This is a genomic window from Pseudomonas sp. LH1G9 (assembly GCF_002949975.1).
In the GTDB taxonomy this organism is placed as follows: Bacteria; Pseudomonadota; Gammaproteobacteria; order Pseudomonadales; family Pseudomonadaceae; genus Aquipseudomonas; species Aquipseudomonas veronii.
Genome location: NZ_CP026880.1, coordinates 1 through 11,651, shown reverse-complemented (window position 1 = coordinate 11,651; position 11,651 = coordinate 1). Strand labels below are relative to the sequence as shown.

Sequence of the window (11,651 nt, the reverse complement as noted above, 5' to 3'; positions counted from 1 at the left end):
TGATCCATGGGTGTTCGACCAATAATAATCCGCGTCCAAACGCGCACTGCCCCTCAGGGATACCGCCATGAGCACCACCTATAACGAGGCTGCGACCGCCGCCCCGACCAACTCGACCGCCCGCGTCGCCACTGCCAGCATCGTCGGCACGGCCATCGAGTTCTACGACTTCTATATCTATGCCACTGCGGCCGCGCTGGTGATCGGCCCGGTGTTCTTCCCACAGACCTCCGGCACGGCGCAGATGCTCGCGTCGTTCCTGACCTTCGGCATCGCGTTCATCGCCCGCCCGCTGGGTTCGGCGCTGTTCGGCCACTTTGGCGACCGTATCGGCCGCAAATCGACGCTGGTGGCTTCGCTGCTGCTGATGGGGGTGTGTACCACGCTGATCGGCTTGCTGCCGGGGTATGACAGCATCGGCGCCTGGGCACCGATTCTGTTGTGCGTGCTGCGTTTCGGCCAGGGCCTGGGACTGGGCGGGGAATGGGGCGGTGCGGCGCTGCTCGCCACCGAGAACGCGCCGAAGGGCAAACGCGCGTGGTTCGGCATGTTCCCGCAACTCGGTCCTTCGATTGGCTTCCTGGCGGCCAACGGCCTGTTCCTGATCCTGGCCATGAACCTCAACGACGAGCAGTTCCGCAGTTGGGGCTGGCGCATCCCGTTCATCCTCAGCGCGGCGCTGGTTATGGTCGGCCTGTATGCGCGGCTGAAGCTGCATGAAACCCCGGTATTCGCCAGTGCGGTAGCGAAGGAAGCGCCGGTAAAAGTGCCGTTGGTGGAACTGTTCAGCCAGCATTGGCTGCCGGTGCTGCTGGGTGCCGCGTCGATGGTGGTGTGTTATGCGCTGTTCTATATCACCACGGCGTTTTCCCTGAGCTACGGCGTTTCGACCCTGGGCTACAGCCGCGAGACATTCCTCGGCTTGCTGTGTTTTGCCGTGTTGTTCATGGGCCTGGCGACGCCGCTGGCAGCCTTGGCCAGCGATCGATTCGGGCGCAAGCCGGTGCTGATTGTCGGTGCGCTGCTGGCGATTCTGTCGGGCTTCACCATGGAGCCGTTGCTGACCCACGGTTCGACCTGGGCCGTGGCGCTGTTCCTGGCCCTGGAGCTGTTCCTGATGGGTGTGACCTTCGCCCCAATGGGCGCGTTGCTGCCGGAACTGTTCCCAACCCGCGTGCGTTATACCGGCGCTTCGGCGGCGTATAACCTGGGTGGGATCGTCGGCGCGTCGGCGGCACCGTTCTTCGCGACCAAGCTGGTGGCGATGGGCGGGCTGAGTTATGTCGGCGGGTATGTGTCGGCGGCAGCGTTGCTGAGTTTGATTGCGGTGCTGTGCCTGAAAGAGACGCGGGATAACGATTTGAACAAGGTTGCCTGATAGATCGCTATCGGGGGCAAGCCCCCTCCCACATGTTGACCGCATTCCTACAGATTAAACGCGGTTAAGTGTGGGAGGGGGCTTGCCCCCGATAGGCACGACGCGGTTTAGAGCTCTACAACAACCGCCTGAGCCGCACGGGTCGCCTTGGCGCGAGCCGCTTCAATCGACTCATCCCGCGCCAACGCCACGCCCATGCGGCGCTGGCCGTTGACTTCCGGCTTACCGAACAGACGCAACGCCGTGTCCGGCTCGCTCAGGGCCGCGCCGAGGTTGGCGAAGGCGGTCTGGGTCGATTGCCCTTCCACCAGGATCACCGCCGATGCCGAAGGCCCGAACTGACGGATCAATGGGATCGGCAGGCCCAGGATGGCGCGCGCGTGCAGGGCGAACTGCGACAGGTCCTGGGAAATCAAGGTGACCAGGCCGGTGTCATGCGGGCGTGGCGACACTTCGCTGAACCACACCTGATCGCCCTTGATGAACAACTCCACGCCAAACAGGCCGCGGCCGCCCAGGGATTCCGTGACGGCCTTGGCCACCCGCTCGGATTCCGCCAGGGCAATCGGGCTCATGGCCTGAGGCTGCCAGGATTCCTGGTAATCGCCCTTCTCCTGACGGTGGCCGACCGGCGCACAGAAGGTCGTGCCGCCGATGTGGCGCACGGTCAGCAGGGTGATTTCGTAGTCGAAGTCGATAAAGCCTTCGATGATCACCCGGCCCTTGCCGGCACGCCCGCCTTCCTGAGCGTAATCCCAGGCTTTCTGCACGTCGTCGGCACTGCGCAGCAGGCTCTGGCCCTTGCCCGACGAACTCATCACCGGCTTGACCACACACGGGAAGCCCAGGTCTTGCACGGCCTTGCTGTAGTCTTCGAAGGTATCGGCGAAGTGGTACGGCGAGGTCGGCAGGTCCAGCTCTTCGGCGGCCAGGCGCCGGATGCCTTCGCGGTTCATGGTCAGCGACGCGGCGCGCGCGGTCGGGATCACGGTGAAGCCTTCGGCCTCCAGCTCCACCAGGGTGGCGGTGGCGATGGCTTCGATTTCCGGCACGATGAAGTGCGGTTTTTCCGCCTCGATCACCGCACGCAGGGCCGCGCCGTCGAGCATGTTGATCACATGGCTGCGATGAGCCACCTGCATCGCCGGCGCGTTGGCGTAGCGATCCACGGCAATCACTTCAACGCCCAGGCGTTGCAGTTCGATTACCACTTCCTTGCCCAGCTCACCGCAGCCACACAGCAAAACGCGGGTCGCGGTTGGCGACAATGGAGTTCCGATTCGGGTCATCTCAGGTCCTCAGGGGAGCGGATCATGGGGAGAAAGGCCGGCATTTTACATGAACTGCACAGATTGGCTTCAGTTGGCGACGGCACGTTTGCGGATACGCCAGGCCATGATCAGCCAGACCGCCGTGACCCCGGCGAATTTCGACGCCAGCGCGGTGCCCACCACGGCAGGCGTAAGCGCGCCGATCAAGCCGAAAAAGATAAAGGTATCGAGGGGAATGCTCAGCGCCGAACTTATCCACAGGCGATCGTGGAGCGGGCGCTTGGTGATGCTGAACACCAGCCAGTCAATGCACTCGGACACCGCAAACGCGGTGGCGCTGGCCAGCGCGATGGACGGGTCGGAGGTGATATACGACAGCGCCAGCGCCGCCAGCATGGCAAGGATCGCGCCGTGGCCGAAGCGGGTTTGCACCATGTCGCGCAGGATAAACACCAGGCCGCCCCAGGCGGACCAGATCACATCCAGGTGCGGCGCGGTGGAGAAGGCGAAGTTGATCAGCACGACGCTGCTGATGTAGGCGATCAGGAAGAGCATGGGGGATGGACCTGTGGGTAATGCCGCACAGGGTACACAATTACAGGGATGTCGTCTGGGATGGCGCCATCGGGGGCGAGCCCCCTCCCACATTCGACCGCGTTTAATCTGTAGGAACGCGGTCGAATGTGGGAGGGGGCTTGCCCCGATAGCGATGATTCAGCCAACGGATTTACCGGACGCCATAAACACCAACCCACCCGCCAGCGCCCGCTCATGACACAACCCCAGCACCACCCGACGCTCGGCGTTGTCCATGCGGCTCCAACGCGTGATTTCTTCCACGGTACGCTGGCAGCCGGTGCAAATGTCGTCGTCATCCAGCGCGCAAATGCTCACGCACGGCGAGGCGACGGGGCGCTCTGGCGGCTTCATTCTTCCTGCTCGACCAGATCCCGCGCATAACGCTGGGCGTTATGCACATAGTGCGCAGCGCTGGCCTCGAGCATCTTCTTCTGCGCGTCAGTCAATTCGCGCACGACTTTGCCCGGCGAGCCCATGACCAGCGAGCCATCGGGAATCTCCTTGCCTTCGCCGATCAGCGAATTGGCGCCGATGATGCAGTGCTTGCCGATCTTCGCGCCGTTGAGGATCACCGCGTTGATGCCGATCAGGCTGTAGTCGCCGACGGTGCAGCCATGCAGCATGGCGTTATGGCCGATGGTCACGCCGGTGCCCAGGGTCAGCGGGTAACCCATGTCGGTGTGCATCACGCTGCCGTCCTGCACATTGCTGTTCTTGCCGATCAGGATCAGTTCGTTGTCGCCACGCAACACCGCGTTGAACCAGACATTGGCGCCCTCCTCCAGCTTGACCTTGCCCACCAGCGTGGCATTCGGCGCCACCCAGCTGTGTGGGTGCGTCTCGACGCGGGCGTCGCCCAGGCGGTATTTCATGATATGTCCTCACGACTGGCCATTTAAACGATGGCTTATAGATGGATGAAGCTCTTGGGCGGCTGGTGCAGGCTGATGTTGGCATCGTCATAGAGCAAATTGATCAGCTCGACGATCATGATTGCCGTCAGCCCCCAGATCTTGTATTCGCCGAACCGATAGCTCGGCACGTACCAACTGCGGCCCTGGTAATCGATGCGGTGCGTATGTTCGCGCGGGTCCTGGCGGAAAAACTCCAGGGGCACGCTGAAGACGGCGGCGATTTCGGCGTCGTTGGCCAGGTAGTCGACGTAGTCCGGGATGACGCCAACGTAGGGCGTGACCCGAATGCCATGCAGGGAAATCAGCGGGCTCAACGGGCCGATCACCTCGACCAGGCCAGGCGGCAGGCCGATTTCTTCTTCGGCTTCGCGCAGGGCGGTGAAGATCAGGTCCGGGTCTTCGGGGTCGCGACGCCCGCCGGGAAAGGCCACTTCGCCACCATGGGTCGACAGGCCGCTGGCGCGCAGGGTCAGGATCAGCTCAGGTTCGTCACTGCGGGTAATCGGCACCAGCACGGCGGCCTCGGGGAAACGCCCGTCGGTCTCAAGCCGTTGCGGTGTGTGATTGCTTACCCGGCGAAGTAGCTCGTCCAGCATGAGTCATCTCGGTCTGTTGGCTACTTTGCATCATGCACCAAAGCGCGCGGGCGCCCAACCCCAAAACCGAAGGGCTGTCGCGAAACGACAACTTGCAGGGCCCTGCCGCCCACGCCAAGATAGGCAGACTTTCCAGGAACCCCAGCATGAATTTCTGCAGCCAGTGCGGTAAACCGGTCACCCAACGCATTCCCGAAGGCGACGCACGCCTGCGTTTTGTATGCGATCACTGTCATACCATTCACTACCAGAACCCCAATATCGTCGCCGGCACCGTGCCGGTGTGGGGCGATCAAGTGTTGTTGTGTCGCCGCGCCATCGAGCCACGCCTGGGTTACTGGACCCTGCCCGCCGGTTTCATGGAGAACGGCGAGACCGTGGAACAGGCCGCCATGCGCGAGACCATGGAAGAAGCCTGCGCCCATGTACGCAACCTGAGCCTCTACACCCTGATCGACGTGCCGCATATCAGCCAAGTGCATGTGTTCTACCGCGCCGAGCTGATTGACCTGAACTTCGCCGCTGGCCCCGAAAGCCTGGAAGTGCGACTGTTCGACGAAGCCGATATCCCTTGGTCCGAGCTGGCTTTCCGCACAGTCGGGCGTACCTTAGAATACTTCTTCGCCGACCGTCGCCTACGGTCGTTCCCGGTGCGCAACGAAGCTGTGCCGCCGCTGTCCCAGCCCGCCCAATAACAAACCGGCAGATCGTCGTCCAAGGGAAATCGTTTTAATGCGTTGGTTGCTTGCTTTGCTCTGCCTGTCGTTCGCCACGTTGTCCTCAGCCACCACCCTGGAAACCCTGGGCGGCAAAACGGTCGAGAAAATTCTGGTCCTCAAGTCCGCCCATCAGTTGCAACTGATCAACGACGGCAAACCCCTCAAGACCTACCGTATCTCCCTGGGCAAAAACCCCAAGGGCACCAAGCTGATCGAGGGCGACCGTCGCACGCCGGAAGGCTTGTATTGGATCGACTGGCGCAAAACCAGCGACCGCTACAACCTGTCCATGCACATCTCCTACCCCAATATCAGCGATTCGGCCCGTGCCCGCCGCCAAGGCGTGAACCCCGGCAGCATGATCATGATCCACGGCACGCCCGACACCGCGGAGTACCCGGAGCAGTGGTTTCACACCCTGGACTGGACCGACGGCTGCATCGGCATGCGTAACGTCGACATGCGCGAAGTCTGGAACCTGGTCAAGGACGGCACCCTGGTCGAGATCCGCCCGTAACCTTCGCCCCTCGGTCAATTAACTAAAAAAAGTTCCTGCCCTCGACAGCGCCTGCCGGTGAATACCAATTCACCCCGCAGGCTGCGCAGCTCTGCGCGCCTTAAAGACCTCTCTAATACCACTTGATACCAGACACCACTAAGGCGCCCTTAAACCAGGAGCCAAAGCGTTTTGGCAGCATTGACATGGTATTTAAGTGGTATTAGTTTCCGGCCAATACCGGGCGACAACACACTAATAACCGCATCGGAAACCTGACAGATGAACCCCATCCTGACGCTGCGTCCCGACGACAAGCAATCCACGCCGCTGTACCTGCAACTGGCCCGCAACCTGGAAGCGGCGATCCACGCCGGCCAATGGAAATCTGAACAGGCCCTGCCGTCGGAACGCGCCTCAGCGAGCAGTTGAGCATCTCGCGCGTTACCGCCCGCAAGGCGCTGGAAGTCTTGTTTGCCCAAGGCCTGATCCGTCGCAGCCAAGGCTCCGGCACCTTTATCACGCCACGCCTGGAACAACCGCTGTCGCGCCTGTCGGGCTTCAGCGAGATGCTGCGACTCAAGGGGTTTGTGCCCAGCTCCCAGTGGCTGGAACGCGACATCAGCGCGCCGACCCACGAAGAGCTGATCCGCCTGGGCCTGTCGCCGACCGACAAAGTGGCGCGGCTCAAGCGCCTGCGCAAGGCGGACGACACGGTGATGGCCATCGAAATGACCACCATGCCCGCCGCGGTGCTGCCGCACCCGCAAGCCATCGGCCAGTCCCTCTACGAGTACCTCGAAGGCATCGGGCAAACCCATCGTGCGCGCCCTGCAGCATATCCAGGCGATCAACGCCTCGGACGAGTTCGCCGCGCTGGTCGGCATCGCCCCCGCACCGCCATGCTGTTGATGACCCGTGTCGGCTACACCGCCGACAACACCCCGATCGAAATCACCGACACCTACTGCCGCAACGACTACTACGACTTTGTCGCCGAGCTGCGTCGATAGGCCTTTGCCGCGCACTGCGGCCTTAGAGAACTGCCCATGTCCGAAGACAATATCCTCACACCCCATGGCTGGATTCGCGGCCGCCTGGTGCATGAACACGGCAAGGTGATCGCCATTGAAGGCGCACCTTGCGACCCGGCCGACAACGACTTGCCCTACCTGCTGCCGGGTTTTATCGACCTGCACGTCCACGGCGGTGGCGGCAAAGACATCATGGAAGGTGCCGACGCCTTCGAAACCATCACCCGCACCCACGTGCGCTTTGGCACCACGTCGTTGCTGGCCACCACCATGACCGCGCCGGCGGATGAAATCTCCAGCGTGCTCGGCCAGCTCGGCAGCTTCTGCGCGCAGCGCCCGAGCGGCAGCGCCCGGGTCTCGGCGTACACCTGGAAGGGCCCTACATCAATCCGGGCAAACTCGGCGCGCAACCCCAACTTCGCCCACACCGCATTGATGGAAGAAGTGGAAGCCTACCTGCGCCTGGCGCCGATCCGGGTGATCACCATCGCTCCGGAAATCGCCGGGCATGACCGCCTGATCCGCGCCCTCAGTACACGCGGCGTGCGTATGCAGATCGGCCACACCCTGGGCAGCTATGAAGAAGGCGTCGCGGCCCTCGCCGCCGGCGCCACCAGCTTCACGCATTTGTATAACGCCATGAGCCGCTGCATCACCGTGAGCCCGGCATCGTCGGCGCGGCGCTGGCCCACGCGCAGTACGCGGAATTGATCCCGGATTTGCTCCACGTACACCCCGGCGCCATGCGGTGGCCCTGCGCGCGATCCCGTGCCTGTACTGCGTCACCGATTCCACCGCCGCGCCGGCATGCCCGACGGCGAATACAACTGGGCAGCCACACCGTGACCAAATGCCTGGGCGGCGTGCGCCTGGCCGACGGCACCCTGGCTGGCAGCACCCTGACCATGGATCAGGCGCTGCGCAACCTGGTGAAGATCGGCCTGCCCATCAGCGAAGCCTCACAACGCCTGTCGCAATTTCCGGCGGACTACCTGGGCCTGGAACAACGCGGCCGCCTGCAACCCGGCAGCTTTGCCGACTGCGTGCGCCTGGACCGCTCCCTGCACCTCACCGACGTCATGGTCGAAGGAGAAACCATTGTCTTCAAAAATGCTTGAAGAGGCCCTCGCCTCCAGCGACGCGGTCGCGGCGCAGTTGCAACGCCTGGCCCCGCGCCTGCAAGACATCGCCGAGCGCCTGCGCCGTCAGCCGCCGCACGTGGCGATGACTGTCGCTCGTGGCAGTTCCGACCACGCCGCGAGCTACTTCGCCTACCTGGCCATGCAGCACGTGGGCGTTCCGGTGGCGTCGTTGCCGATGTCGGTGGTGACCCTGCTGCACGCGCCGTTGAAGGTCAGCGGCCAGGTCGCGTTCGGCTTCTCTCAGTCGGGCCAGAGCCCGGACTTGGTCGACAGCCTGCGCCTCTGCGCCAACGCGGCGCCTTGAGCATCTCGCTGGTGAATGCCGAAGACTCGCCCCTGGAAGCCGCCTGCGAATTCCATGTGCCGCTGTGCGCCGGGCCGGAACTCAGCGTGGCGCGACCAAGAGCTTTATCGCGACCCTCAGCGCCAGCGCGCTGTTGATCGGCACTGGAACCAGGAAAACGACCTGCTGCACGCCTGCCTGCGTTGCCCGATGGCTGCGCGAGGCGGCCAACAGGATTGGACAAACGCCATCGACGCCCTGCGCGACTGCCAGCAGTTGATGGTCATCGGCCGTGGCGCCGGTTTTGCCATCGCCCAGGAAGCCGCGCTCAAGCTCAAGGAAACCTCGGCGATCCAGGCCGAAGCCTTCAGCAGCGCCGAGGTGCGTCATGGGCCGATGGCCTTGATCGACGACACTACCCGCTGCTGATATTCGCCCACGCGGTGCGAGCAAGCCGGCCTGTTGAGCCTGGCCGCCGATATGCGCAACGCGGCGCCCGCGTGTTGCTGGCGGCGCCGGACGATATCGCCGAACGCGACCTGCCGCTGAGCCGCGCCGAACACCCGAGCCTGGACCCGATCCTGGCCATCCAGAGTTTCTATGTCATGGCCGCCGGCTGGCGCTCGCCCGTGGCATGAACCCGGACCAGCCGCGCCACCTGAGCAAAGTGACCCGCACCCACTGAGTGGCGTGCCGCGATTTCCTGATGAGTACCGTGCCCATGTCCAACAACAATAATGCATTGACCCTCGGCGCCCCCTCAGCGGCGTGCTGGCCCTGGGCAACGTCCCCGACGAAGTATTCGCCAGCGGCGCCCATGGGTGACGGCCTGGCCATCGATCCGCTGAACGATAGCCTGTACGCACCGTGCGACGGCGAGATCATCCATGTCGCGCGCACCGGGCATGCGCTGACGCTTCGCGCGCAGAACGGCGCCGAGCTGTTGATGCATGTGGGCATCGACACCGTGGAGTTGACGGCGAAGGGTTCGCCCTGCTGGTGAAGAACGGTGCGCAGGTGAGCAAGGGCCAGGTGCTGATACAGTTCGATCTGGACCGGATTGCGCGCCAGTGCAAAAGCCTGGTCAGCCTGATCATTCTCACCAACAGCGAGCGCTTCGAACTGACACCGCTGCCGCTGCGCTCAGTCAAACACGGTGAACCGCTGGCGCGTGGCGCTGCGTTCCGGCGCCGCGCTGCAAACCGCTGTGGATAACTCCGTCGCGCAAGCCAGCGCCAACGTGCGGATCACCCATCGCGGCGGCTTGCATGCGCGTCCGGCGGCATTGATCCGCAAGACCGCACAAGCGTTCAGCAGCCAGACGCAGTTGCACTTCGCCGGCAAGTCGGCCGCGTGCGACAGCTTGATCGGCCTGATGGGGCTGGGCATCGGTGAGGGCGAGGCTCAATGCGGCATTGCAGGCGCTGGTCGCCGCGCTGTCTGTCGCCATCGGCGAAGAACCTCACACGCCGATGGCGGCCGCTCCACGCCGCGCGAATACCGAGGTCGGTGTTGCAAGGTGTCTGTGCGGCACCGGGCCTGGTGTGCGGGCCGCTGTTCCGCCTGAGCACGATCGATTGCCGGCCGATACCGGCAACCACTGCGCCGACGAACAGTTGCAACGGCTGGACGCGGCCCTTGAGCAAGTGCGCGGCGAAATCCGCACCACCCTGGACCTCGCCCGCCAACGCCGAAATGCCGAAGAAGAAGACATCTTCGCCGCCCACCTCGCCTTGCTGGAAGACCCCGCCCTGCTGGACACCGCCACCCGCGCCATCGAGCACGGCAGCGCGCGCCCCACGCCTGGCGCGATGCGATCCAGGCGCAATGCGCGGTGTTGCTGGGCCTGGGCAAGCCGTTGCTGGCCGAGCGTTCCAACGACCTGCGCGACCTGCAACAACGGGTGCTGCGCGTGCTGCTCGGCGAAGCGTGGCACGTCGAGTTGCCTGCCGGGGCGATTGTCAGCGCCCACGAGCTGACGCCGTCGGACCTGCTGCAACTGAGCGCGCAACACGCCGCCGGCCTTTGCATGGCCGAGGGCGGCGCCACCTCCATGTCGCGATCCTGGCCCGCGGAAAGGCTTGCCGTGCGTGGTGGCATTGGGCGCCGAAGTGCTCGATGTGCCCCAAGGCCAACGCGTGGTGCTCGACGCGGCCAATGGTCGCCTGGAGCTGACACCCAGCGCGGCGCGCCACGCCGAAGTCGAGCGGATTCGCGAAACACAGAACCTGCGTCGCCAGGAACAACAGACCCAGGCCCGACTGCCAGCGAACACCCGCGATGGCATGACCATCGAAGTCGCCGCAATGTCGCCTCCAGCGCCGAGGCCCAGCTGGCGTTTGAAAACGGCGCCGACGGCATCGGCCTGCTGCGCACCGAGTTCCTCTTCGTCGACCGCCGCACCGCGCCGGATGAACAGAACAACGCCAGGCCTATCAAGCCGTGCTGGATGCGATGGGCGACAAGTCGGTGATCATCCGCACCATCGACGTGGGCGGCGACAAACAGCTCGACTACCTGCCGCTGCCGGTCGAGGCCAACCCGGTGCTGGGCCTGCGCGCATTCGCCTGGCCCAGGTGCGCCCCGACGTGCTCGACCAGCAACTGCGCGCACTGCTGCAAGTCAGCCCGCTGGCGCGCTGCCGCATCCTGCTGCCGATGGTCAGCGAAGTCGACGAACTGCTGCAGATCCGCCAACGCCTGGATGAACTGTGCGTCGAGCTGCAACTGACCCAACGCCCGGAACTGGGGGTGATGATCGAAGTGCCCGCCGCCGCGCTGATGGCCGAACAACTGGCCAGGCATGCGGACTTCCTGTCCATCGGCACTAATGACCTGTCCCAGTACACCCTGGCCATGGACCGCGACCACGCCGGCCCGCCGCGCGGGTCGATGCGCTGCACCCGGCGCTGCTGCGGCTGATCGCCCAGACCTGCGCGGGCGCGGCCAAACACGGGCGTTGGGTCGGCGTGTGCGGCGCCTTGGCATCCGACCCGCTGGCGACGCCGGTGTTGGTCGGGCTGGGGGTCAGCGAGCTGTCGGTCAGCCCGCCGCAGATCGGCGAAATCAAGGACCGCGTCCGCCACCTGGACGCGGCGCAATGCCGGCAACTGAGCCTGGGCCTGCTCGACCTGAGCAGCGCCAAGGCGGTACGCCAAGCCTGTCAACACCACTGGCCGCTGAGCTGACAACAACAAGAAAAGGGAGACACGCCATGTACCAACACTTATCGAAGGCCTG

The 11,651-nt window shown here is 64.2% G+C and carries 10 protein-coding genes and 3 pseudogenes; 8 read left to right on the top strand and 5 right to left on the bottom strand.

Annotation, left to right across the window (positions count from 1 at the left end):
- Window positions 1-67 precede the first annotated feature (67 nt).
- Window positions 68-1,378, top strand: coding sequence for an MFS transporter (locus C5F70_RS00065; RefSeq protein ID WP_017846139.1), 1,311 nt, complete (start codon window positions 68-70; stop codon window positions 1,376-1,378).
- Between the two features lie 107 nt (window positions 1,379-1,485).
- Here the strand turns inward: C5F70_RS00065 and purT are convergent, their stop codons facing one another.
- The 5 genes from purT to C5F70_RS00040 all read right to left on the bottom strand — a co-directional run bounded on the left by purT (window position 1,486) and on the right by C5F70_RS00040 (window position 4,738).
- Window positions 1,486-2,667, bottom strand: a complete 1,182-nt coding sequence (gene purT / locus C5F70_RS00060; RefSeq protein ID WP_026139924.1) for a formate-dependent phosphoribosylglycinamide formyltransferase — start codon at window positions 2,665-2,667, stop codon at window positions 1,486-1,488.
- 69 nt (window positions 2,668-2,736) lie between these two features.
- Complete coding sequence (locus C5F70_RS00055; protein WP_017846141.1) at window positions 2,737-3,204, bottom strand: VUT family protein; 468 nt, start codon at window positions 3,202-3,204, stop codon at window positions 2,737-2,739.
- A gap of 159 nt (window positions 3,205-3,363) precedes the next feature.
- The gene (locus C5F70_RS00050; RefSeq protein WP_046382197.1) at window positions 3,364-3,579 is read right to left on the bottom strand and encodes a DUF1289 domain-containing protein; all 216 of its coding nucleotides are present in this window, start codon (window positions 3,577-3,579) and stop codon (window positions 3,364-3,366) included.
- A complete protein-coding gene (locus C5F70_RS00045) occupies window positions 3,576-4,100 on the bottom strand; it encodes a gamma carbonic anhydrase family protein (protein ID WP_017846143.1) in 525 nt (174 codons plus the stop codon). Before C5F70_RS00045 ends, C5F70_RS00050 begins: the two co-directional genes overlap by 4 nt.
- A 35-nt stretch (window positions 4,101-4,135) precedes the next feature.
- Window positions 4,136-4,738 (bottom strand): CoA pyrophosphatase, encoded by a 603-nt coding sequence (locus C5F70_RS00040; protein ID WP_017846144.1) that lies wholly within the window; start codon window positions 4,736-4,738, stop codon window positions 4,136-4,138.
- A 146-nt stretch (window positions 4,739-4,884) separates the two neighbouring features.
- On the opposite strand from C5F70_RS00040, the gene C5F70_RS00035 reads away from it, so the two are divergent.
- From C5F70_RS00035 to ptsP, 7 genes and pseudogenes are all read left to right on the top strand, one after another.
- Entirely contained in the window at window positions 4,885-5,433 is a 549-nt protein-coding gene (locus C5F70_RS00035; RefSeq protein ID WP_017846145.1) for an NUDIX hydrolase, read from the top strand.
- Between the two features lie 37 nt (window positions 5,434-5,470).
- On the top strand, window positions 5,471-5,974 hold the full coding sequence (locus C5F70_RS00030; RefSeq protein WP_017846146.1) for a murein L,D-transpeptidase family protein: 504 nt from the start codon (window positions 5,471-5,473) through the stop codon (window positions 5,972-5,974).
- Window positions 5,975-6,235: 261 nt separating this feature from the next.
- A pseudogene (locus C5F70_RS00025) lies at window positions 6,236-6,966 on the top strand (GntR family transcriptional regulator).
- Between the two features lie 36 nt (window positions 6,967-7,002).
- Window positions 7,003-7,698 (top strand): amidohydrolase family protein, encoded by a 696-nt coding sequence (locus C5F70_RS30450; RefSeq protein WP_158683824.1) that lies wholly within the window; start codon window positions 7,003-7,005, stop codon window positions 7,696-7,698.
- Window positions 7,699-7,829: 131 nt separating this feature from the next.
- Window positions 7,830-8,105 carry a hypothetical protein gene (locus C5F70_RS30445; RefSeq protein ID WP_158683822.1) on the top strand — a complete coding sequence of 92 codons (276 nt, stop codon included), beginning with the start codon at window positions 7,830-7,832 and terminating at the stop codon, window positions 8,103-8,105.
- Window positions 8,098-9,097, top strand: a pseudogene (locus C5F70_RS00015) (SIS domain-containing protein). Before C5F70_RS30445 ends, C5F70_RS00015 begins: the two are co-directional and overlap by 8 nt.
- 36 nt (window positions 9,098-9,133) lie before the next feature.
- Window positions 9,134-11,599 (top strand): annotated as a pseudogene (ptsP, locus tag C5F70_RS00010) (phosphoenolpyruvate--protein phosphotransferase).
- Window positions 11,600-11,651: the final 52 nt, after the last annotated feature.

What these genes read in the sequence shown, in the direction of transcription:
- C5F70_RS00030 (WP_017846146.1), top strand. Translation starts at nt 5,471, where the DNA reads ATGCGTTGGTTGCTTGCTTTGCTCTGCCTGTCGTTCGCCACGTTGTCC.
- C5F70_RS30450 (WP_158683824.1), top strand. Translation starts at nt 7,003, where the DNA reads ATGTCCGAAGACAATATCCTCACACCCCATGGCTGGATTCGCGGCCGC.
- C5F70_RS00055 (WP_017846141.1), bottom strand. Translation starts at nt 3,204, where the DNA reads ATGCTCTTCCTGATCGCCTACATCAGCAGCGTCGTGCTGATCAACTTC.
- purT (WP_026139924.1), bottom strand. Translation starts at nt 2,667, where the DNA reads ATGACCCGAATCGGAACTCCATTGTCGCCAACCGCGACCCGCGTTTTG.
- C5F70_RS00065 (WP_017846139.1), top strand. Translation starts at nt 68, where the DNA reads ATGAGCACCACCTATAACGAGGCTGCGACCGCCGCCCCGACCAACTCG.
- C5F70_RS00045 (WP_017846143.1), bottom strand. Translation starts at nt 4,100, where the DNA reads ATGAAATACCGCCTGGGCGACGCCCGCGTCGAGACGCACCCACACAGC.
- C5F70_RS00050 (WP_046382197.1), bottom strand. Translation starts at nt 3,579, where the DNA reads ATGAAGCCGCCAGAGCGCCCCGTCGCCTCGCCGTGCGTGAGCATTTGC.
- C5F70_RS00035 (WP_017846145.1), top strand. Translation starts at nt 4,885, where the DNA reads ATGAATTTCTGCAGCCAGTGCGGTAAACCGGTCACCCAACGCATTCCC.
- C5F70_RS00040 (WP_017846144.1), bottom strand. Translation starts at nt 4,738, where the DNA reads ATGCTGGACGAGCTACTTCGCCGGGTAAGCAATCACACACCGCAACGG.